Below are 22,281 nucleotides of genomic sequence, written 5' to 3' on the forward strand. Positions count from 1 at the left end.
GCACCTGTTGGACAAGTAGTCATCGTTCACTTCGAAGGATCCTGTCGATCGTGTGACCGACCGCCCTCCGGCATCACCCTGCCTACGCAATGACAGCGAGGACCCCGCACATGACCGACATCCTGGAACGCCGCACCCTCTTCATCGGCGGCCGGTGGGCCGAGCCCGCGGGCCGGGACAGCATCGAGGTGGTGTCGCCGGTGACCGAGCAGGTCGTCGGGCGCGTGCCGCACGCCACGCCCGAGGACGTGGACCGCGCGGTCGCGGCGGCCCGTGAAGCCTTCGACCACGGCCCGTGGCCCCGGATGACGCCCGCGGAGCGCATCGAGATCGTCACCCGGATCAAGGACGGGCTCCTCGCGCGTCATCAGGAGCTCGCCGAACTGATCACCCTGCAGAACGGCTGCCCCGTCACCGTCTCCGTCCGCGCGCAGGCGCTCAGCGCCGTCGCCACCTTCGGCGCGACCCTCGCCGTCGCCGCCGGCCTCGCGACGGAGGAGGAGCGGCCCGGTCTCACCGGCCCCCTGCTGATCCGCCGCGAGCCGGTTGGCGTGGTGGCCGCCGTCACCCCCTGGAACGTGCCCCAGCTGACCATCGCGGGCAAGCTCGCGCCCGCCCTGCTCGCGGGCTGCACCGTCGTCCTCAAGCCCTCCCCGGAAACGCCCCTGGACGCCTACCTCCTGGCCGAGGTGTGCGAGGCCGCCGGACTTCCGGAAGGCGTGCTCAGCGTCCTTCCGGCGGACCGCGAGACCAGCGCCTACCTGGTCGCCCACCCGGACATCGACAAGGTCGCCTTCACGGGATCGGTCGACGCGGGCAAGCGGATCATGGCCGCCGCCGCCCGGAACCTCACCCGCGTCACCCTGGAGCTCGGCGGCAAGTCCGCGGCGATCCTCCTGGAGGACGCGGACCTCGACGCCGCCCTGCCCAACCTCGTGATGGGCGCCTTCGCCAACAGCGGCCAGGCGTGCGTCGCCCTGACCCGCGTCCTCGCCCCGGCGAGCCGCTACGACGAGATCGCCGCGAAGCTCACCGCCGCCGTCGCCTCGCTCAGGGTCGGCGACCCGTCCGACCCGGCCACGCAGATCGGTCCGATGGTCACCGAGCGGCAGCGGCAGCGGAACCTCGACTACATCCGCATCGGCCAGGACGAGGGCGCCAAGCTGCTCACCGGCGGCGGCGTCCCCGAAGGTCTGGGCACCGGCTGGTACATCGAGCCCACCCTGTTCGGTGACGTCGACAACGGGATGCGCATCGCCCAGGAGGAGATCTTCGGGCCGGTCATCTGCCTCATCCGCTACGAGGACGAGGCCGACGCCGTCCGGATCGCCAACGAGTCCCCCTACGGCCTGGCCGGCACCGTCTGGGCGGGCACGGACGAGCACGGCACCGAGATCGCCCGGCTGATCCGCACCGGCACGTACTCGGTCAACTGCCAGCGCTTCGACGTCGCCGGCCCGTTCGGCGGCTACAAGAACTCCGGGATCGGCCGCGAGTTCGGCCCCGAGGGCTTCGCCGCGTACCAGGAGACCAAGACGATCCACCTGCCCGCCCCGGCCCGATCCTGACCCCCGCCACACCCACGAGGAGCCCACGATGCACGCAGCAGTCCTGCACAAGACCGGCGACGGGACCCTGGACGTCGTCGACGTCGAGTCGACGTCCTTCGGCCCCGGACGCGTCCGCGTCAAGCTGCACAGGGCCGGCCTGTGCCACTCCGACCTGTCGGCCATGAGCGGTGTGCTCGCCCACCCCGCCCCGTTCGTTCCCGGCCACGAGGGCGCCGGCGAGGTGGTCGAGGTCGGTGAGGGCGTCACGCACGTCAAGCCGGGCGACCGCGTCATCGTCTGCTGGATGCCGCCGTGCGACGCCTGTCCTTCCTGCAAGGCCGGCGACGGCCACCTGTGCCGCAGCGGCTACCGCAACCTCGCCCACATCAACTTCCGCAGCGGGGAGACGGCCGTCCCCGGAATGCTGGGCGCCGGCACCTTCGCCGAGGAGACCGTGATCGCGGCCTACGCGGCGATCCCGATCCCCGACGACGTGCCCTACGACATCGCCGCCCTGATCGGCTGCGGCGTCACCACCGGCATCGGCGCGGCCCTCAACACGGCCAGGGTCAAGCCCGGTTCGTCGGTCGTCGTCATCGGTCTCGGCGGCGTCGGCATCAGCATCCTCCAGGGCGCCAAGGTCGCCGGTGCGGCCCGGATCATCGCCGTCGACCCGACACCGAACCGCCGCGAGTGGGCGCTGAAGTTCGGCGCCACGGAGGCCATCGCTCCCGATGAGCTGCCGGAGACCGTCAAGCGCCTCACCGGAGGCTTCGGCTTCGACTACGCCTTCGAGGCCGTCGGCAAGGCGGGCACCCTGCGCGCCGCCTACGACGCCACCCGCCTCGGAGGCACGGTCTGCCTCGTCGGCGCCGGTTCGCGCACCGACATGACCGACATCAGCATGGCCGAACTGGTCCTCAACGAGAAGGCGATCCTGCCCTCGTTCTACGGCGGCGACGACATCCGCCGCACGTACGCCACGATCATCGACCTGTGGCGCGCGGGCCGCATCGACCTCGAGTCGATGATCACGCACCATGTCCCGCTGACCGACATCAACGAGGCGATCCGCCAGATGCACACCGGCGAGGCCCTGCGCACGATCGTCGACATCGCCTGAGCCGCTCCAGCGGCGGCGGCACGACCGGGGACTCCACGCAGGAACGAGCCGGATCCCCGGTCGCGCGGACGTCCGGAAGCACGTCGTCCGGACACACCGCCCACGGTGTCGCGCCCGCGACGGCAGGGGCGCACAGCACCGTCGTACGAGAGACCGTTCATCGCTAAGGTGTGCGCCATGCCAGGACCGGCCGAGACCCCGCGCGCTCCACGGCTGACCCTGCACCTCCTGGGAGGGTTCGGGGCGGTCCGTGACGACGGCGTGGAGATTCCCCGGCGTTGGCGCCGCAGCACCGCGCAGACGCTGGTGAAGCTGCTGGCCGTGGCCCCGGGGCGGCGGCGCCATCGCGAGGAGATGATGGAGCTGCTGTGGCCGGACGTCCCGATGGAGTCGGCGGCACGGAACCTGCGGGTCACGCTCCATGCCGCGCGCCACGCCCTGGAACCGGAACTCACGCCCCGGACTCCGTCCTCCTACGTGGTGGCGGAGGGCGAGGCGCTCTTCCTGGCGGCGGACCGGGTACGGGTCGACGCGGACGAGGCGGAGGAGTCCGCCCGGGCCGCGCTCGCCGGGGGAGCACCCGACGCACTCGGCGCGGCACTGGCCTCCCTGGGCCGGGAGCTCCTCCCTGAGGACCGGTACGCGGACTGGGCGCGGGAACGTCGGCTCCGCATCGAGGTGCTCCGCGAACAGCTCGTACGGGCCCTTGCGGAAAGTCTGTTGGCCGACGGCCGCACCGACGACGCCGTCGGTGTGCTGCGCGAGGCGCTGGACCGATTCCCCGCCGACGAGGGGCTGCACCTGCTCCTGGCGCGGACCTGGTGCGCCATGGGCCGGCCACGCCAGGCCATCCGGCAGTACCACGCCTGCCGCGAGGCGCTCTCCGAGGAACTGGGCGTGCGGCCGGGCGCCGAACTGGAGGCGCTGCACCGGTCCGCCCTGGCCGCGCTCGACGCCCGGACCGTCCCACCGCCCGCGCGCACCCTGCCGGAACCCGCGCCGCTGCCGCCCGCGATCCGCCGCCCCGAACGCCTGCCGCTGTTCGGCCGGGAGCGCCCGCTGGAGCTCCTCGTCGAGCATGCCCGAGGGTCCGCGCGGGAACCCGGGGCGGCGGCGCCGGCCGGGCCGGCCCCCCTCGTCGTGGTGCGCGGCGAGGCGGGCATCGGCAAGACGCGGCTCGTCGCGGAGGCGGCACGCCGTGCGGCGGCCGAGGGCGTGTGCGTGCTGTGGGGCACGAGCCACGAGGCGGAGGGGCAGACGCCGTACGGGGTCTTCGTCGACGCGCTCGACGGCCTGCTCGCCGGGTGCGGCGCGGAGGAGCGTTCCCGGGTGGGCGCCGAACATGCGGGGCTCGCCACCCTGTTGCCGTCGCTGGGCGGGGGACCGGCCGCCGCCGCGAGCCCCGAGGAGGAGCGAGCGCGGCTGTTCCGCGCCGTCGCCGGTTTCCTCACCGACCTGGCGGCGGCCCGGCCGGTCCTCGTGGTGCTCGACGATCTGCACGCGGCCGACCCGGGCTCGCTGAGCCTGCTCCACCATCTCGTCCGGACCACTCAGGCCAGACGTTGGCGGTTCATCGCCACCTGCCGCGACGACACGCTCGAACCGGACGACGTGCGGCGACAGGTGCTCGACGGGATCCTGCGGCAGCGGATGGCGGTGGAGGTCGACCTCCTGCGTCTGAGCCGAGCCGACTGCGCCGGGCTGGCCGCCGCGGCTGCGGGCCGCCCCGTCGGCACGGACTCCGCGGCCGGCACGGACTTCTCCGGCCGCTCGGGCTCCGGCTCCGTCGAATCCGCGGAGGCGCGTCGCACGGTCTCTCGCATCTTCCGGCTCTCGCTCGGAAACCCGCTGTTCGCCCTGGAACTGACGAGCACCCCGGGAGCGGACCTGGAGCGCATGGAACCGCGGCACCGCACCACCGCCGAGCCGGACGCCGACGCCGTTCCCGACGGCATCCGGCGTCTCGTCGGCAGCAGACTCACCCGCCTGCCCCGTGACGCCCGCCGCACCCTCGCCGCCCTGGCGGTCGCCGGCGGTACCGCCGTCGCGCTCACCGAGATCGAGGCCGTCGCCTCCGCCGGTCTGCATCCGCCGCTGGAGGGCCCGGAAGTCACGGCGGCCCTCGACGCGGCGGCCGGATCGGGCATCGTGGAGGAACGTGATGTCGTCCTTGGCGGCCGGGCCGTTCTCGGTTACGCCTTCCGCCACCCACTCGTACGACTCGCCTGCGCGGAACAGCTGAGCAGAGCCGCGCGCAGGCGGATCCACCAGGCGTACGCGGACGCGGTGTTGCGGCTGCGTCCCGACGCCGTCGACACCCTCGCGTTCCACATGGCGGTCGCCGACGACGAGCGGGCACCGGTCTTCCTCCGGGCGGCCGCCGACCGGGCGGCCGCCCTGTACGCCAACGACAGCGCCTGCGACTACTACCGGGAACTGGTCGCCCGGCTGGACACCACCGACCGGGCGGCGGCGGGGGAGGCGCGGCTGGCCTGGGGCGAGGTCCTGCGCCGCGCGGCACGCTATCCGGAGGCCGAGGACGTGCTGAGGCGGGCGCTGCGGGATCTGACGGCGGCCGGGGACTCCTCCGGCACGCTGCGCGCCGCGGTGTGTCTGGCCGAGGTCCTGGGCCGTGCAGGGCGCCCGCTCGACGGTCTCGCCGTGCTCCGGGGCGCTCCGCGCGGTCGGTCGACGGCAGGTGAGCGTGCCAGGCTCCATCTCGCCTTTGGCGCGCTGGGCTTCCACGCCGGGCACTTCGACGAGACGCTCGTCGCCCTGCGCCGGGCGGAGTCGGAGACCGTGCGGCTCCCCGCCGGAGAGCGGGATCCGCTGCTTTCCCGCACGTTCACCACCCGCGCCGCCGCCCTGCTCGTCACCGGACGGGTACGGGAGAGCCGCGAGGCGGCCGAGGCGGCCCTGAGTACGGCCGAGCGGACCGGCGACGCGGCGCTGATCTCCAGCGCGCTCTCCGTCGTGGGCGAACTGGCCCGTGAGGAGGGCCGGCCGAAGGCCGCACGGGACTTCGCGCGGCGAGCCGTCTGGGTCGCCCGGCGCACGGGCGACCCCACCGTGCTGGCCTTCGACCAGAGCAATCTGGCGGGCGCCGAGCTGCTGGTGGGCGACCACCGCCGGGCGACGGCTCTGTCCAACGCGGCAGTGAGGCTGGCCCGTTCGCTCGGTGCCTCATGGGTGCTGCCGTACGCGCTGGTGGGACTCGCCGAGGTCGAACTGCGGTGCGGGCGTCACACGCGGGCCGAGGAGGCGCTGCGGGCCTGCGCCGACGCGATGCCACTCGCCCGCGATCCTCAGGTGCTGGAAGGAATGCGACGGCTGACGGCGGAGCTGGCCGCGACTCGGGTCGTCACCCGGAGAGCCGGTCCGTCCACCCTCCTGGAAAAGCGGTAATTCGCGGGTAACGAGGGCTGCCTACGGTCCTGGCCACCCCCGGAATCCCGGGTGAGCGTGCCCGCGTTCCCGACCGTCCAGGAAGAACCGCCCCATGTGTGCTGCCCCGTCCCGAGCGTCGTCCGGCGCCGCCTTCCCCGAGTCGTCCGCTCCGGACGACTCGGTCCGCGCCGTCGTCGACGCGGGGGGCGAGCCATGGGCGCGCATCCTCGACCTCCTGGAGCGGCGCCGGTGCGAGCTGCCCGAGGGCAGCGTGCTGGAACTGCACAGCGCGAACCCTCAGGTCCGTCCCTCCCTCCGCGCGTGGTGCCGGCTCACCGGAACCGTGCTGCTCGAGGAGGACGGGACGGACGACCGGAGTGCGTACCGCATCAAGCTGCCGTCGTCCAACGCGCCCGGCACGCCGACCTCCTCCCCCCTCCAGAACCCGGAGACCTCATGAGACACCCCGCCCGTGCCCGACTCGTGGCGGCGATCACCGTCGCCGCCCTGTGCTCGCCCGCGGCCCTGCCGTCAGCGGCCGCGGGGCCCGTACCGGACGCGGCCGTCACCCCGGCCGTCTCCCCGTCCGGCGCCGCGGTGAGCCGTACGGTCACCCTCGTCACGGGTGACCGGGTCACGGTCACCACCACCTCGGACGGCAGGAAGTCGTACAGCGCGGAGCCCGCCGACGGTTCGGAGCCGGGTACGGTCCTCGCCCGTACGGACATCGACGGCGACGCGTACTTCTACCCGAGCGACGTCATCGGCAAGGTGGGCTCCGTCCTGGACCCGCAGCTGTTCAACGTCGACGGCCTGATCCGCGACGGGTACGACGACTCCCGCGCCGGAACGCTGCCGCTGATCGTGCGCCGCGCCGGCGCGCAGCGGCCGGAGGCGCTGGCCGGCGACGGTCTGCTGCCCGCCCAGCGTGATTTCCGCTCGCTGAAGGCGAGCACGGCCGTCCTCGACAAGGACGACGCGGCCGAGCTCGGTGACGCCCTCGACACCAAGGGCGCGCTGAAGGGCGTCGAGAGCATCTGGCTCGACGGCAAGGTCCACGCCGACGCGCTGGACCGCAACCTCACCCAGATCGGGGCCGACACCGCCTGGCAGTCCGGCCGTACCGGCAAGGGCGTCAAGGTCGCCGTGCTCGACACCGGGGCCGACCAGACCCACCCCGACCTCGTGGGCCGGATCAGTGCGACCAGGGACTTCTCGGGCAGTGGCGGCACGCTCGACAAGCAGGGCCACGGAACCCACGTCGCGGCGACCGTGGCGGGCAGCGGCGCCGGGGCGCCGGGCCTGCGGTCCGGCGTCGCACCGGACGCCGACCTGATCATCGGCAAGGTCCTCGGCGACGACGGGTCCGGATCGGACTCGCAGGTCATCGCCGGCATGGAGTGGGCGGTCGCGCAGGGCGCGAAGGTCGTCAACATGTCACTGGGCAGCGGCCCGACCAACGGCAAGGACCCGGTCACCCAGTCGCTCGAAGCGCTGGCCACCTCGTCCGACACCCTCTTCGTGGTGTCGGCGGGCAACAACGGTCCGAACATCAGCACCGTGTCCGCCCCCTCGATCGCCCCACACGCCCTGTCGGTTGCCGCGGTGGACTTCGCCGGCGGCACCGCCTCGTTCTCCAGCCGCGGCCCCTCCTTCAACGGAACGGTCAAGCCCGAGATAGCCGCCCCCGGCGTCAACGTCGTCGCGGCCCGCGCCACCGGCACGAACCTCGGCACCGTGCAGTCCGACCCGGCCTACACGGCGCTCTCCGGCACGTCGATGGCCGCCCCGCACATCGCCGGTGCCGCGGCCGTCCTGGCGCAGGAGCACCCCGACTGGACCCCGGACCAGCTCAAGCACACCTTGATGGGCACCACGACGGCTCCGCAGAACGGCCAGTCCCTGTACGACGTCGGCGCCGGTGTGGTGAACCTCCCCGCCGCGCTGAAGCAGACCGTCGTGGCCGATACCGGTGCCCTCGACTTCGGGCGCCTCGACGTGACCGACGGCACCGCGACCCGTTCCGTGAAGCTCACCAACAAGGGCGCCGCGACGGTCACCCTGGACCTCATGGGCACCTTGGCCGCCACCGGGTCGACTCCTCCGGCGGGCCTGCTGAGCCTGTCGACCTCCACGGTCACGCTGGGCGCCGGTGAGTCCACCGACGTCACCCTCACCGTCGATGCCACGGGCACGCCCACCGGCACCTACACCGGTGCGCTGACGGTCCTTCCCACCGGTGGCGGCCAGGCGCTGCGGGTCCCGCTGCTCCTGGACCGGGCACAGTCCGTCAAGGTCACCGTCCTGGACCGCGCCGGCAAGCCCGCACCCGCCCAGATATCCCTCCTCAACGCGGACAGCGGGGCTTCGCTGAACGCGGAGGTCAGCGTCGCGGGCACCCGTGACCTGCGGGTTCCCGAGGGGCGCTACATGGGCCTGGGGTTGATCGGGATGACCGTCGACGGGCTGCGTCAGATCGCCATCGTCAGCGCCGATCTGACGGCCGGCTCGAACGAGATCGTCTTCGACGCCCGCAGGGCCCGCCGCTGGACCGCCTCCGTGGAGGGCGCGGACACCCGGCCGGAGTTCATGGCGGGCAACCTGACCCGTACGACCGACGACGGCCGGTTCGGCATCCGGCACAGCATGCTGGCCGGCGGCGCTTACGGAGCCTTCCCGCGCGACGCGCTCTGGATCACGCCCACCACGGACACCCACCTCGGCAAGATCGCCTTCAACGAGCGGTGGCGCCTCGCCGACGCGGAAAGCGACACCGCCGTGGGCGACACGAGTGTCCTCTACGACGCGGCCTACGCCCGGACCGAGGTCGGCGACGATCCCGAGCGACGGCTGACCCGCGACGAGGTCGAGACGTTCGCCAAGGTCCGCATGGTGTACCGGGGCATGAACGAGAAGCTCCGCTACCAGGAGGGCAGTACGGTCTACGGGACCGGTCTGAACGGCCTCAACACGTCCTCGCCGTCCTACCTGACCGTCCCCCGGGAGCGCACGGAGTACATCCAGGCCGAGGACCGGACCTGGCTGCGGTTCAGCTACCGCAACCAGAGCGGGGTGTCGATGAACTACGCGCCCGCACCGTTCACCTACCGGCCGGGCAGCAGCACGAAGTACACCTGGTTCACCGGCCCGTTCTCCGTGCTCGGTACGGGCCAGACCACCGGGGCCCGCCTCCAGTTGAAGATCGACGACAGCGTCGATCCGCAGGGGCGTGTCGGGCAGAACGGCGACTTCAACTTCCCCCAGCGCGTCCTGACCACGACACGGCTGTACCGTGACGGGACCCTGGTCGCCGACCGGGGCTCGTCGATCGACAGGACCTTCGCCGACGCCGGCAGGGCCTCGTACGAGCTGAGCCGCACGTACACCTCCGCCGGCATCTTCCCGATGGGCGGCGAGGCGACGTCCAGGTGGACCTTCACCGCCGGCGGCACGGGTGACGCGGTGACTCCGGTGAAGCTGCTCAACGTGGCGCTCGACGCCCCGCTGAACGACCTGAACCAGGCGCGGGCCGGCCTTCCGCTGCTGGTGAAGGCCGACGTCACGGGCGCGCTCGACGGCCTGCGCGAGGTGCGCGCCTGGGTCACCGCCGACAACGGCGTGACCTGGCAGCGGGTTCCCGTCCTCGGCGAGGACGGCGCGTACCGGTTCCTCGCACCGCACACGGCGCTGAGGTCCGGTGGCTTCCTGGGCGTCCGCGTCGCGGCGGAGGACCGGAGCGGCAACACCGTGGACACGGCGCTCCCCAGGGCGATTCCGGTCGGGTGACCCCGCGCTGACGACACGACGGTGCCACCGCTCCCTCGGGGCGGTGGCACCGTCGCGTTCCCGGGGCGAAAGCGGCGGCGCAGGCGGCCGCCGCACTCCGGTCCTCGGCCCGGACGGGGCGTCAGGAGAGGGGTCGCTAACGGGGGAGACACGGTCGCGACACGCGGCGGAAACCGGCCGTCCCTAATTTCTGTCATCCGACAGGTATTCGCAGGGACTCGCCTACGCGACAGGGGACCGCCATGACCGTCACCACCGATCCCGCTCGGCCGGCACCTCCTTCCCCGGGCGCCGCGGGCGACGGCTCGCTCGCCGAGTTCGGCTACCCCCAGGAGTTGCGGCGCCGGATGGGGCGGTACGCCTCCTTCGCCGCCGGCTTCTCCTTCATCTCCGTACTGACCACGGTCTTCCAGTTCTTCTCCCTCGGCTACTCCTTCGGGGGGCCGGGCTTCTTCTGGACCTGGCCCGTCGTCCTCGTCGGCCAGCTCCTCGTCGCCGCCTGCTTCGCCGAACTCGCGGCCCGGATGCCCATCGCGGGGGCGATCTACCAGTGGGCGAGCCGTCTGGGCACCCCGGCCTTCGGCTGGTACGCGGGGTGGATCATGGTGATCGGGCGGATCGTGGTCGTGGCGGCCGCCGCCCTCGCGCTCCAGGTCGTGCTCCCCGCGGTCTGGCCGGGCTTCCAGCTCGTCGGTGGGGACCCCTCGCCGACGACGACGAGCGGAGCCGCCAACGCCGCCGTCCTCGGCCTCGTCCTGCTCGCGCTCACCACGCTCCTCAACGTCCTGGACAACCGCGCGCTCTCGGCCGTCAACACGGTCGGCGTCACCGCCGAGATCGCCGGAGTCGCCCTCATCGTGACCCTCCTCGCCACCCACGCGGAGCGGGATCCCGGGATCACCCTGCACACCGGCGGCCAGGGCGGCCTGATCGCGTCGCTCCTGGTGGGCTCGTTCACCGCCGCGTACGTCCTCATCGGCTTCGAGAGCGCGAGCGAGATGAGCGAGGAGACCGTCAACCCCCGGCGCACCGCTCCCCGTACGACGCTCAGCGCCCTCACCACGTCCGGCGTCTGCGGCGGCCTCCTGCTGCTCGGAGGCCTGCTCGCCGCGCCCAGCCTCACCGACGGGCGCCTCGCGACCGAGGGCCTGGGATACGTGCTGACCAGCACCCTCGGCGACGGCCTCGGCCGGGTCCTGCTCGCCGACGTGGCCCTGGCCATCTGCGCGGCCACCCTCGCGATCCAGACCTCGGCGACCCGCATGCTGTACTCCATGGCCCGCGACGGCGTCCTTCCCCGCTCGGCGCGACTGGCCCGGGTGCCGGCGCGGACCGGGATGCCCGGCACGGCCGCGGTGGTGGTCGGAGTCTGCGCGGGGCTGCTGCTCCTGCTCAACCTCGCCTCGCCGCAGGCCTTCCTGGCCATCGGCACCACGTGCATCGCGATGGTGTACCTGGCGTACGCGATGGTCACCGGGCCGATGCTGGTCCGGCGGCTGAGGGGAGAGTGGCCGCCGGCCGCCGACGGTGAGCGCGACGAACTCGGCAGGCCGCTGTTCTCCCTCGGCCGCTGGGGACTGCCCGTCAACGCCCTCGCGGTCGGCTACGGCCTCCTCATGACGGTCAACCTCTCCTGGCCGCGCGCCGAGGTGTACGACCCCGAGGGCGGCCACTGGTACTTCCAGTGGTTCACCGTCCTGGTCGTCGGCGCGACGGTCGCGACCGGCGCGGCGTACCGCTGGTACCACCGCCGCAGGGGTGCCGGTCAGGCGTCGAAGGAGGACTCGCCCGTCCTGGTGTGATCCACCGCCCGACGCCCGGTCAGCCGTCCGCCGCGAGGAGCCGTTGCCCCTCGCGGCGCAGCCGTGCCAGGGAGCGCTGCGGCACGCCCGCCACCCGGAGCGCCGCGTCGGCCGTCGCCGTCGCCAGGGCCCGCGGGTCGCGTCCGGGGTCGGCGCGCCGGATGAGGATGACGCTCTCGGTCAGGCCGAAGAGGAGGTCCGTGCGGAGCGCCAGGCCGTCCGCGTCGAGCGCCGCTCCCGGTTCCGTGGCGGCGAGCAGCTCCGTGTAGCACCGCTTGAGTTCGGCGCGGATCCGGTGGAAGACCGCGAAGTGGTCCGTCCGCACCTCGGGCAGCAGATAGAGCGCCCCGAGGTTGTGCGGTCCGCCGCACAGCAGCGCCGCGTCGGAGTGGCACAGGGCCCACAGCCGTGCCTCCGGGGCCGCCTCCGCTTCGGACACCAGGCGGCGCGCCACCTCCAGGGAGGGCCGGACGGTTCCTTCGAGCAGCTCCGCGAGGATCGCCTCCTTGCCGTCGAAGTAGTGGTAGAGGGAGGCCTGTCGCAGCCCGGTGCGCTCCGCGATCGTGCGGGTGGAGGTCGCTGTGTAGCCACGGACGGTGAACAGTTCGGCCGCCGCGGCCAGGATCTCGTCGCGCGGCTCCAGGCCGCCGGCGGAGCGCTCCTGGATCCGGGGGCGGCCGACTTTTCTGCTGGTGGGCGTGGTCACTCCGTGATCCTCGCACAGGGCCGGAGCCTCCCTCCGGGCCGAGCTCCCGGGTGAGTTTCCGGTAACCGGGGCGAAACGCACGGGCAATGGCGGCGAAGCGCCCGCTCCCTAATTTCTGTCAAGCGACAGAAATCAGTTCCGACCGGAGGTCGATCCATGGCGACACCGTCAGCGACACCGTCAGCGACAGCGTCGACGCACGGCGCGCGCGACCATGCCCGCGCCCAGGAGGGCACACAGGTCGACGCCATGCCCGTCCTGCCCGCGAACAGCTGGCCGGCGCCTCCCGAGGGCGTGGCCGCCGGGGACGTCGTGTGGGCCGAGACCGTGGCGGGCGGCACCTACACCCACAAGGTCCTCGCCCGGGGCACCGAGCTCCGACTGACCGATCTCACGGGCGACGCCTGCGCGCATCTGCTGCTCCACAGCGCCGACCGTCCCTGGGAGCGGCTCAACGCGGCCGACACCGTCAAGGTGCTCTGGAACGCCTACCTCGGCGAGGGGCACCTGCTCCTGTCCGACCAGGGCCGGGTCCTCGCCTCACTCACCCGGGACACCTCCGGCCGGCACGACGCCCTCACCGGGACCTCCACCCTCGCCCGCAACACCGCCCGGTACGGGGACGGGACCCCGCAGTCCGCCTCGCCGGCGGGCCGCGAGCTGTTCAAGCTCGCCGCCCTCAAGAACGGCCTCGCCCCGCGCGACCTCCCGCCGTCCGTCTCCTTCTTCCAGGGCGTACGGATCGCCGAGGACGGCTCCACCGAGTTCACCGGCTCCGCCGGCCCCGGCGGGACCGTCACGCTCCGCGCCGAACAGGACGTCGTCGTCCTGATCGCCAACGTCCCGCACCCCCTGGACCCACGCCCCGAGTACCGCTGCGGGAACCTCGGCGTCCTCGCGTACCGGGCCCGCCCGACCGCCCCCGGCGACCCGCTGTGGGACGCCACGCCCGAAGGGCGCCGTGCCTTCCTGAACACCGTCGACCACCTCACCGCCCGGGGGATCGCATGACCGTCACCGCCCTTCCCGGCCGCGTCGTCTCCGACGACACCGTCCCCGCCCGCGCCGCCTGGTCCGGGGTCGTCCGCAAGGGCGAGCTGCTGACCGTCACCGACCTGCACGGCAACCAGGCCGCCGACTTCCTGCTGTACGACGCGCACGACACCTCCGTCCGCTACAGCGCCCCCGACACGATCCAGGCGCAGGGCACCGTCTTCCTGACCACCGGCTCGGTGCTGCTGTCCAACGAGCACACCCCGCTGATGACCGTCGTCGAGGACACCTGCGGTCGGCACGACACCATCGGCGGCGCCTGCTCCAAGGAGTCCAACACCCTCCGCTACGGCCACCACACCTGGTCGCAGCACGCCTGCGTGGAGAACTTCCTCGCCGAGGGGAGCAAGCACGGACTCGGCAAGCGCGACCTGGTCTCCAACATCAACTGGTTCATGAACGTGCCGGTCGAGAAGGACGGCACCCTCGGCATCGTCGACGGCATCTCGGCACCCGGCCTGCGGGTCGTGCTGCGCGCCGAGACCGACGTCCTCGCGCTGCTGTCCAACTGCCCGCAGATCAACAACCCCTGCAACGGATTCGACCCGACGGCCGTACGGATGACGATCACCCGCCCCGACGACAGCGACGAGGTCTGACCACGATGACGTTCGACACCCTGCTGGTCGCCAACCGCGGCGAGATCGCGGCACGCGTCATCCGCACCGCCCGCCGACTCGGCCTGCGCACCGTCGCGGTGTACTCCGACGCCGACCGCGCCACCGAGCACGTACGGCTGGCCGACGAGGCCGTCCGGCTCGGTCCGGCACCCGCCAAGGAGTCCTACCTCGACGCCGATCTGGTCCTCAAGGCCGCCAAGGACACCGGCGCGGGCGCGATCCATCCCGGCTACGGCTTCCTGTCCGAGGACGCCGACTTCGCGCGCCGCTGCGCCGACGCCGGCATCGTCTTCGTCGGCCCCACCCCCGAACAGCTGGAGCTCTTCGGGGCCAAGCACACCGCGCGCGCCGCAGCACGGGCGGCGGGCGTGCCCCTGGCCCCGGGGACCGGGCTCCTCCCCGACGTGGACGCCGCCCTCGCGGCGGCCGAGGAGACCGGCTACCCGGTGATGCTCAAGGCGACCGGCGGCGGAGGCGGCATCGGCATGCAGGCGTGCCACGGCGCGGCCGACCTCGCCGAAGCCTGGGAGCGGGTCCAGCGCGTGGCCGCGGCCTCCTTCTCCTCCGCCGGCGTCTTCCTGGAACGGCTGGTGGAGCGGGCCCGGCACGTCGAGGTGCAGGTCTTCGGCGACGGACAGGGCAGGGTCGTCACCTTCGGCGACCGCGACTGCTCTCTCCAGCGCCGCAACCAGAAGGTCCTGGAGGAGGCCCCGGCACCCGGCCTCCCGGACCACGTCCGGCACCGGCTCGCCGAGGCCGCCCGGGACCTGTGCGCGTCGGTGGACTACCGCTCCGCCGGCACGGTCGAGTTCGTGTACGACGCCGCCCGCGAGGCGGCCTACTTCCTGGAGGTCAACACCCGCCTCCAGGTCGAGCACCCGGTCACCGAGGAGATCCACGGCGTCGACCTGGTCGAGTGGATGCTGCGGCTCGCGCAGGGCGACACCGCGGTCGTCACCGAGCCTCCGACGCCCACCGGCCACGCCGTCGAGGCCCGGATCTACGCGGAGGACCCCTCCCGCGACCACCGCCCCAGCGCGGGCCTGCTGACCCGCGTGTCCTTCCCCGAGGACGTCCGCGTGGACGCCTGGGTGGAGACCGGCACGGAGGTCACCACCGCGTACGACCCGATGCTCGCCAAGGTGATCGCGTACGGCGCCGACCGCGCCGAGGCGCTCGACCGGCTGGACGCGGCGCTCGCCGCGACCCGCGTCGACGGCATCGAGACCAACCTCGGCCTGGTGCGGGCCGCGCTCCGCCACGGCGACGTACGCGCCGCCGGCCACTCGACCGCCTCGCTCGCGGCGATCGCCGACCCCACTCCGCGCATCGAGGTCGTCGCGCCGGGCACCCTGACCACCGTGCAGGACTGGCCGGGCCGCACCGGCTACTGGCAGGTCGGTGTCCCCCCGGGCGGCCCGATGGACGATCTCTCCTTCCGGCTCGGCAACACCGCGCTCGGCAACGACGAGGGCGCACCCGGTCTGGAGTGCACCCTCCAGGGCCCCTCCCTGCGCTTCACCCACCCGACGACGGTCTGCGTCACCGGAGCCCCGGCGGGAGTGACGATCGACGGCCTTCCGGTACCGCAGTGGGAGCCGATCACCGTCGACGCCGGACAGACACTCGCCGTCGGCACCCCCGACGAACGGGGACTGCGCACCTACGTGCTGTTCGCGGGCGGCCTGGACGTACCCGGGTTCCTGGGCAGCGCGGCCACCTTCACCCTCGGCCGGTTCGGCGGGCACGGTGGCCGCGCCCTGCGCGCGGGCGACGTCCTGCACGGCGGCGAGGCGCGTACGGAGACCGCCGTCGTCCCCCTCGACGAGCGGCCCTCCTTCGACACCGTGTGGCGGATCGGCGCGGTCGAAGGACCGCACGCCGCACCGGAGTTCTTCACCGAGGACGACATACGCGACTTCTACGCCGCGGACTGGAAGGTCCACTTCAACTCGGCGCGCACCGGTGTCCGTCTGGTCGGCCCCAAGCCGCGCTGGGCACGCCCGGACGGCGGCGAGGCGGGCCTGCACCCCTCCAACATCCACGACACGCCGTACTCCGTCGGCGCCGTCGACTACACCGGCGACATGCCCGTCCTCCTCGGCCCCGACGGGCCCTCCCTCGGAGGCTTCGTCTGTCCGGCGACGGTCGTCACCGGACAGCGCTGGAAGCTCGGCCAGCTCCGCCCCGGCGACACCGTCCGCTTCGTCCCGGTCACCACGGCGGCGGCGCGGGAGCTGCGGCGCAACCCCGCCGCGGAGCCGCGGGCCGACCGTGAGGCCATCGTCGACGGGGGCGTCCTCGCGCGCCTGGACGAGAGCGGAGGCCGCCCGGCGGTCACGTACCGGCGCAGCGGTGACGACAACCTCCTCATCGAATACGGGCCCATGCAACTCGACCTGGCCCTGCGCATGCGCGTCCACGCGCTCGCGGAGGCGCTGGCCGCGCGAGGCCTCCCGGGCGTCGTCGACCTGACCCCGGGCATCCGCTCGCTCCAGATCCAGACGAACCCCGACGTACTGTCCCCGCAGGCGCTCCTCGACGCCGTGCTGCGCGTGGAGGAGGAACTCCCGGCCACCGACGAACTGGTGGTGCCCAGCCGGACCGTGCACCTGCCGCTGTCCTGGGACGACCCGGCGACCCGCGAGGCCATCGCCCGCTACACGGCCGGCGTGCGCGACGACGCCCCGTGGTGCCCCTCGAACATCGAGTTCATCCGCCGCGTCAACGGCCTGGACACGGTCGACGACGTGTACCGGACCGTCTTCGACGCCGAGTACCTGGTACTCGGCCTGGGCGACGTGTATCTCGGAGCACCCGTGGCCACTCCTCTCGACCCGCGACACCGTCTGGTCACCACCAAGTACAACCCGGCCCGCACCTGGACCGCGGAGAACTCGGTCGGCATCGGCGGCGCGTACCTGTGCGTCTACGGCATGGAGGGCCCGGGCGGGTACCAGTTCGTCGGCCGCACCACGCAGGTGTGGTCGGGCTGGCGGCAGCGCGGCGCCTTCGAACCCGGCAGGCCCTGGCTGATGCGCTTCTTCGACCGGATCAGGTGGTACCCGGTCGACGCCGACGAACTCCTGGAGCTGCGCGCGGACATCATCTCCGGAAGGTTCGTCCCGAAGACCGAGGAGGGCACCTTCTCGCTCGCCGAGTACCAGGCCTTCCTCGACGAGAACGCCGAGTCGATCACTGCCTTCCGCGACCGGCAGAGCCGGGCGTTCGGCGTCGAGCGCGACGCCTGGGAGGCCGCCGGCGAGTTCGCCCGCGCCGAGGCCGCCACCGAGGTCACGCCGCCGACCGCCGACATCACCGTGCCCGAGGGCGGCCGACTGGTCGAAGCCGAGTTCACCGCCTGCGTCTGGCAGGTCGACGTCCGGATCGGGGACCGGGTGTCGGCGGGTCAGCAGCTGGTGGCGCTGGAGGCGATGAAGATGGAGGCGCCGGTACCGGCACCCGCCGACGGCGTCGTCGCGGAGGTCCTGGTCACACCCGGCAGCCAGGTCGAGGCCGGCACCGCGCTCGTCGTCCTCGCGCCCGTCGAGACCGCGGAGGCAGCAGCATGATCACGACAGTGGAGCGGGTACGCGCCGCTTACACCCGTGTCGCCCAGGTGGACCGGCCCGAGGTGTGGATCGATCTGCGCCCCCGGGAGGAAGCGGAGGCGGACGCCGCCGCGGTCGACGCGAGAGCCGCGGCCGGCGAGCGGTTGCCGCTCGCCGGCACGGTGTTCGCGGTCAAGGGCAACATCGACGTGGCCGGGCTCCCGACCACCGCCGGCTGCCCCTCGTACGCCTACTCGCCGAAGGCCGACGCCCCGGCGGTGGCGCGCCTGAAGGCGGCGGGCGCCGTGCTCCTCGGCACCACGAACCTCGACCAGTTCGCGACCGGCCTGGTCGGCACGCGCAGCCCGTACGGCGCCGTCCGGAACGCCGTCGACCCGGCGTACGTCTCCGGCGGCTCCTCGTCCGGCTCGGCGGTCGCGGTCGCGCTCGGCATCGCGGACTTCGCCCTCGGAACGGACACCGCGGGCTCGGGCCGGGTCCCGGCCGCCTTCAACGGCGTCGTCGGTCTCAAACCGACCTTCGGCCTGGTCCCGACCGAGGGCGTCGTACCGGCCTGCGCGTCGCTCGACTGCGTGACCGTCTTCGCCCGCACCCTCTCGGAGGCCGAGCGGGCGCTGTCCTTCATGGCGGCACCGACGGGTCGCGAGCTCCCCGCGCTGGAGCAGCGCCGACCGGGTCCGTGGCGGGTCGCCGTTCCCGAGCCCGGGCAGCTCGGCGAGCTGGATCTGGGCTGGGCCGAGGCGTTCGGGGAGGCTGCGACCCGGCTGGCCGACGCGGGGGCCGAGCTTCTGCCCGTCGACCTCGCGCCGTTCACCGAGGCGGCCGCGATGCTGTACGAGGGCGCGTTCGTCGCCGAGCGCTACACCGCCGTCGGCGTCTTCCTCGACGGACACGCGGGTGCGGCGGACCTCGACCCGACCGTGGCCGGGATCATCTCCGGGGCCCGTGACATCCCCGCCCACCGGCTCTACGCGGACCGCGAGAAGCTGTCCGCCCTCCGCGCCCGGGCGCTGGCGGCCATGGGCGAAGCGGACGCGCTCCTCCTCCCGACGACACCAGGGCACCCGACCCTCGACGAGGTCGCCGCCGACCCCCTGGGCGCGAACGCCCGCCTCGGCCGGTTCACCAACTCGACGAACCTGTTCGACATGGCGGCGGTCGCCGTCCCCGCCGGCGAGGTGAAGGGGCGGCCGTTCGGCGTCATGCTGATCGGACGGGCATTCACCGACGAGCGGCTCGCGCGCATCGCCGGCCTGCTCATCGCCCCGCCGGCGCGTCTCGTGGTGGTCGGCGCGCATCTGTCCGGGCAGCCGTTGAACGGGCAACTGCTCGCCCTGGGCGGCCGTCTGGAACGCACGACCACCACCGCGCCCGCCTACCGGCTGTACGCGCTGGACACGGTCCCACCCAAGCCGGGACTCGTCCGGGTCCGTGAAGGCGGTGCCGCGATCGAGGCCGAGGTGTGGCGGCTCCCCGCCGAGGGGCTGGGCACACTCCTCTCGTCGCTGCCCCGCCCGATGGCGCTGGGCAGCGTGGAACTCGCGGACGGCGGCTTCGTGCCCGGCTTCCTCTGCGAGCCGGAGGCCATCGACGGCGCCCGCGAGATCACCACGTACGGCGGCTGGCGCGCCGCCCTCCGGTCCATCGAGGACGAGGACCGCGCCGGCCGTGGCGCGGCGTCCGCGTGGTAGGAGCACTTCCTCCGGCCCGCCCCGGGCGGAGACGAGTTCGCGATTCCCTGCGTCCGCCGAGCGCTCCGGACAGGGATCCCGCCACCGTCGGTGGCCGTAGCCACCGCGCGCTGACTCTTCAAGAACCTCCCGTCGGAGCAAAGCGTCGGGCTGTACGGCTTCCGGCACTCATTCGCCTCGAACGCTCTCAGGAAGGGCATCCCCATCACCGACGGCGCGGAATGGATGGGCCACAAGTCCGTCGAGGAGACCTACCGGACCTACCGCCACCTGGTGCCGGCAGCATCACCACGTACCAGCCGCTGCATCATCCCGTCCGCAGGGCCCGCTGCCCGCTCGGCCAGTACCGCCGCCAGCGCCGGATCGTCGATCGCGGCTTCGCGCCCCGGCGGGCCGGTTCGCTCGGGGCTGGCTCGCCGATGAGCATCCCTCACGCCGTCAGCGAGGTCCGGTAGATCCGGGCGCTGGACTTCGCGATGGGCTGGTGACGCGGACTGCGCGCAGTCACTCGACCGGTTCGTCGGTCAGGTCTTCTGTGATCCATTCATAGGGAACCAGCGCTTCGCCGTTGCTGCGCCTCCAACGAGCTTGGACCGCACTGCGGAAAGGCTCGTCGTCGAGGTCGGCGTGCTCCATGACGATGACCTGGAAGTCGCTCTGCAAGGCGTCGATTGTCTGCTGGATCGTCTTGTAGAGGTTGAGCAGGGCGGCTCGGTCGGTGACCGGCGTGCCGTCCTGGGCGTCCTCCGGGTAGTAGACCTGGGAGGGCTGATCGAGAAAGAGGAAACGGGGGACTGGTCGGCTCTGTTCGGAGAACCACTCGTGGAGGCTCAGCATCGTCGCCACGTGATAGCCCATGGCGTTCTCCCCGCCTCCGATATCGGACAACCTCATCGGCCTGCGAGGGGTATCCGCCACGATCGTCAGAGCGCGAGGATCCAGACGGATCGGATCCTCGCGATGGTCGAGCTCGAGCATGACGGCCTTGCCCTTGATCTTCGCGCTCACCAAGGAGATGAAGCTGCTCAACCGGTCGTCCTGGACGGCTGAGCCGAGCTGTTCCTCCAAGGCCGTGATCTGCGCGACGATGTCTTCCCGCTGGTCGACGACCTGGGGTACTTGCTCGTGCCGGGCGAACGTCTCCAGATAAAGACTAATGCGGCCTTGGACCATGGCCGCCTGCCGCAGGGGGTCTTCCTGTGCGGCGGCTGCCCGTCGGCCCGCAGTGAGGACGTCGATCTCGTCCTGATTGCCCGCGAGGGCGGATCGGAGGTCCGCCAGGTGGTTCTGCTCCTCGGCGATCATCGCGTTGATGTCCGGCGTGCTGCTTCCGATGGAGGTCAGCTCTGCAGTGAGTCGGATCAGATCCTCTGTGATGACCTCAGCGGTGCGGCCCGCATCAGGGGTCGCGGCGCCGCAGACGGGGCACTGCCGCGTGTGCGGCGATTCGGTATCCCGAAGCTCAGGGAGAAGGCCGAGCGTGGCCAGGCGGGCTTGGTGCTCTGTCGCCTGGCCGAGAAACTCGTCATTCTCGCGAGCCGCCTGCTTGAGATTGGAGATCCGTGCCCGGGTGCGAGCATGGGCCTGCCGCAGTTGTCGACGTGCCTCGGTGAGAGCGGTGAGCGGATCTTCGAGCCATTGGGCATCCGGTTCGACGGTCCTGGTGAAGACTGCTCGTCGCAGACCCGCGACGACTTCCTGGGCTGTCAGCTCCCGGCCGGTAGGTGGCATCGGCAGCAGGCCAGCTTCGATGGCCTCGGTGAGCAGTGCACGTGACTGGCCGGACGCGGGTCCCGTGACGCGAGCGGCGGCGAGGGCGTTCTCCATTTCGGTCAGCTGTCGTCGCAACATACGCAGCTGGTGCTCGCGAAGGGCTCGCTCGGGGTCAACTGCTCCCAGGAAGTACGGCAGCATCGCTCTGAGCGCCGTGCGGTGGAAATCTTCGTTCTGTCCATGGAAGAGCAGGTCCTCGTTGGCGACCTCGTTCTGTTTCTGGAGGCACAAGAACATGGCGTGGCGAACCGAGGGCGGAATGGGCTTGGCACTGCGTACTGCCGGGATCCGCAAGGTGTGATCGATGCCGGCGAAGTCGGAGAGCAGACCCTTTGCGATGTCGAGAGGGGTCGTGAAGGTCAGAGCGTCGAGGACCGGAGGCTGCGCACCGTGCGCCTGCGACACAACGCACATCGTGGTCGTCGTCGCTGCGTTGTCGGCGGGGGCTGGTCGGGCGACGAACAGTTGCTGCTGTCCCTTGACGAGGGTGATGGCGAAGACGTGGACGAAGTTGCGGAGAACGGCACCTTTGATGACGTAATCGTCGCTTGCAAGGCAATAGTCAACGATGTTCAGCAGAGCGCTCTTCCCGAGCCGGGAGTCGCCGGTGATGATGTTCATGCGCCCGGGCCGGAGCGGCACGGTGCGGATGCGACCATCTTGGTTGTAGATCGAGATGGCGCTGATCTGAAAGGTCACGGCCGAACTCCTAGCAGGGTCATGACGGTGCTCATGCTGCCGGTGCTGGGCAGCCATCGCCCCAGCATGTGTGCTGCCTTCTGGATGGCGACTACCTCTTCGGTCGCTCCAGTGATCACTTTCTTCAGCCGTCCGGTCGGCAGGTGCAGCAGCCCCTGATCCGTGCAGCTCAGCAATGTGGTCTGCAGGGCGAACAGCAGACCTGGGCGGACGACAGCAGCCAAGGCGGTGGCATTCTGTGTCATTGCCATCTTCACCGTCCGGTTTTCCTCGACCCAGCGACTCACCCCGGCGTTGGTGTTCCTGGGCAATCGGTCGCGTACAGCGGGCTGCAGCGCCATCACTGCTCCGAGCACGGCAAGGGCAACGGGACAAGGCTGACCGAACTGCACCCGATACCCCTGAACTGTCCGGGCGGTGAGCACGGGCCTTGACCCCGAATCCTGGACACGGTTATGCGGCTGGCGTCAGCGTAGTTGATGTTGCTCGGGACGCTGTCTCGTAGGCGATCGGGCTGCG

The 22,281-nt window shown here is 72.2% G+C and carries 14 protein-coding genes; 11 read left to right on the forward strand and 3 right to left on the reverse strand.

From position 1 onward, the window contains the following. Positions 1–110 precede the first annotated feature (110 nt). The 6 genes from ABZ621_RS32370 to ABZ621_RS32395 all read left to right on the forward strand — a co-directional run bounded on the left by ABZ621_RS32370 (position 111) and on the right by ABZ621_RS32395 (position 11,648). Positions 111–1,568, forward strand: a complete 1,458-nt coding sequence (locus tag ABZ621_RS32370) for an aldehyde dehydrogenase (protein ID WP_360610015.1) — start codon at positions 111–113, stop codon at positions 1,566–1,568. Positions 1,569–1,596: 28 nt separating this feature from the next. Further along, the gene (locus tag ABZ621_RS32375; RefSeq protein WP_360610016.1) at positions 1,597–2,673 is read left to right on the forward strand and encodes a zinc-binding dehydrogenase; all 1,077 of its coding nucleotides are present in this window, start codon (positions 1,597–1,599) and stop codon (positions 2,671–2,673) included. 177 nt (positions 2,674–2,850) lie between these two features. Next, positions 2,851–6,078, forward strand: coding sequence for an AAA family ATPase (locus tag ABZ621_RS32380; protein WP_360610017.1), 3,228 nt, complete (start codon positions 2,851–2,853; stop codon positions 6,076–6,078). Between the two features lie 94 nt (positions 6,079–6,172). Next, entirely contained in the window at positions 6,173–6,520 is a 348-nt protein-coding gene (locus tag ABZ621_RS32385; RefSeq protein ID WP_360610018.1) for a hypothetical protein, read from the forward strand. Beyond that, complete coding sequence (locus ABZ621_RS32390) at positions 6,517–9,846, forward strand: S8 family serine peptidase (protein ID WP_360610019.1); 3,330 nt, start codon at positions 6,517–6,519, stop codon at positions 9,844–9,846. The genes ABZ621_RS32385 and ABZ621_RS32390 overlap by 4 nt, the downstream gene beginning before the upstream one ends. A 242-nt stretch (positions 9,847–10,088) precedes the next feature. Next, on the forward strand, positions 10,089–11,648 hold the full coding sequence (locus tag ABZ621_RS32395) for an amino acid permease (RefSeq protein ID WP_360610020.1): 1,560 nt from the start codon (positions 10,089–10,091) through the stop codon (positions 11,646–11,648). Positions 11,649–11,667: 19 nt separating this feature from the next. On the opposite strand, the gene ABZ621_RS32400 is transcribed toward ABZ621_RS32395, so the two are convergent. Next, positions 11,668–12,354: a helix-turn-helix domain-containing protein gene (locus tag ABZ621_RS32400; RefSeq protein ID WP_360610021.1), complete on the reverse strand. Its 687-nt coding sequence runs from the start codon at positions 12,352–12,354 to the stop codon at positions 11,668–11,670. A gap of 156 nt (positions 12,355–12,510) precedes the next feature. Here ABZ621_RS32400 and ABZ621_RS32405 point away from each other — a divergent pair, with 156 nt between their 5' ends. The 5 genes from ABZ621_RS32405 to ABZ621_RS32425 all read left to right on the forward strand — a co-directional run bounded on the left by ABZ621_RS32405 (position 12,511) and on the right by ABZ621_RS32425 (position 19,713). After that, positions 12,511–13,365 carry an urea amidolyase associated protein UAAP1 gene (locus tag ABZ621_RS32405; protein WP_360610022.1) on the forward strand — a complete coding sequence of 285 codons (855 nt, stop codon included), beginning with the start codon at positions 12,511–12,513 and terminating at the stop codon, positions 13,363–13,365. Continuing rightward, positions 13,362–14,006, forward strand: coding sequence for an urea amidolyase associated protein UAAP2 (locus ABZ621_RS32410; protein ID WP_360610023.1), 645 nt, complete (start codon positions 13,362–13,364; stop codon positions 14,004–14,006). Before ABZ621_RS32405 ends, ABZ621_RS32410 begins: the two co-directional genes overlap by 4 nt. A 5-nt stretch (positions 14,007–14,011) precedes the next feature. Next, positions 14,012–17,599 (forward strand): urea carboxylase, encoded by a 3,588-nt coding sequence (gene uca / locus ABZ621_RS32415; RefSeq protein WP_360610024.1) that lies wholly within the window; start codon positions 14,012–14,014, stop codon positions 17,597–17,599. After that, entirely contained in the window at positions 17,596–19,290 is a 1,695-nt protein-coding gene (gene atzF / locus ABZ621_RS32420; RefSeq protein ID WP_360610025.1) for an allophanate hydrolase, read from the forward strand. The genes uca and atzF overlap by 4 nt, the downstream gene beginning before the upstream one ends. A gap of 150 nt (positions 19,291–19,440) precedes the next feature. Then, entirely contained in the window at positions 19,441–19,713 is a 273-nt protein-coding gene (locus ABZ621_RS32425) for a tyrosine-type recombinase/integrase (protein ID WP_360610031.1), read from the forward strand. A gap of 81 nt (positions 19,714–19,794) precedes the next feature. On the opposite strand, the gene ABZ621_RS32430 is transcribed toward ABZ621_RS32425, so the two are convergent. Both ABZ621_RS32430 and ABZ621_RS32435 read right to left on the reverse strand, forming a co-directional pair. Beyond that, the gene (locus ABZ621_RS32430; RefSeq protein ID WP_360610026.1) at positions 19,795–21,762 is read right to left on the reverse strand and encodes a DUF3732 domain-containing protein; all 1,968 of its coding nucleotides are present in this window, start codon (positions 21,760–21,762) and stop codon (positions 19,795–19,797) included. Next, the gene (locus ABZ621_RS32435; protein WP_360610027.1) at positions 21,759–22,154 is read right to left on the reverse strand and encodes a three component ABC system middle component; all 396 of its coding nucleotides are present in this window, start codon (positions 22,152–22,154) and stop codon (positions 21,759–21,761) included. The genes ABZ621_RS32430 and ABZ621_RS32435 overlap by 4 nt, the downstream gene beginning before the upstream one ends. Between the last annotated feature and the right edge of the window lie 127 nt (positions 22,155–22,281).

It is taken from the genome of Streptomyces sp. NPDC007863 (genome assembly GCF_040633895.1).
In the GTDB taxonomy this organism is placed as follows: Bacteria; Actinomycetota; Actinomycetes; order Streptomycetales; family Streptomycetaceae; genus Streptomyces.

Bases quoted from the DNA above. Each gene is read 5' to 3' on its own strand.
- uca (WP_360610024.1), top strand. From the start codon at position 14,012: ATGACGTTCGACACCCTGCTGGTCGCCAACCGCGGCGAGATCGCGGCA.
- ABZ621_RS32390 (WP_360610019.1), top strand. From the start codon at position 6,517: ATGAGACACCCCGCCCGTGCCCGACTCGTGGCGGCGATCACCGTCGCC.
- ABZ621_RS32385 (WP_360610018.1), top strand. From the start codon at position 6,173: ATGTGTGCTGCCCCGTCCCGAGCGTCGTCCGGCGCCGCCTTCCCCGAG.
- ABZ621_RS32370 (WP_360610015.1), top strand. From the start codon at position 111: ATGACCGACATCCTGGAACGCCGCACCCTCTTCATCGGCGGCCGGTGG.
- ABZ621_RS32395 (WP_360610020.1), top strand. From the start codon at position 10,089: ATGACCGTCACCACCGATCCCGCTCGGCCGGCACCTCCTTCCCCGGGC.
- ABZ621_RS32375 (WP_360610016.1), top strand. From the start codon at position 1,597: ATGCACGCAGCAGTCCTGCACAAGACCGGCGACGGGACCCTGGACGTC.
- ABZ621_RS32380 (WP_360610017.1), top strand. From the start codon at position 2,851: ATGCCAGGACCGGCCGAGACCCCGCGCGCTCCACGGCTGACCCTGCAC.
- atzF (WP_360610025.1), top strand. From the start codon at position 17,596: ATGATCACGACAGTGGAGCGGGTACGCGCCGCTTACACCCGTGTCGCC.
- ABZ621_RS32410 (WP_360610023.1), top strand. From the start codon at position 13,362: ATGACCGTCACCGCCCTTCCCGGCCGCGTCGTCTCCGACGACACCGTC.
- ABZ621_RS32405 (WP_360610022.1), top strand. From the start codon at position 12,511: ATGGCGACACCGTCAGCGACACCGTCAGCGACAGCGTCGACGCACGGC.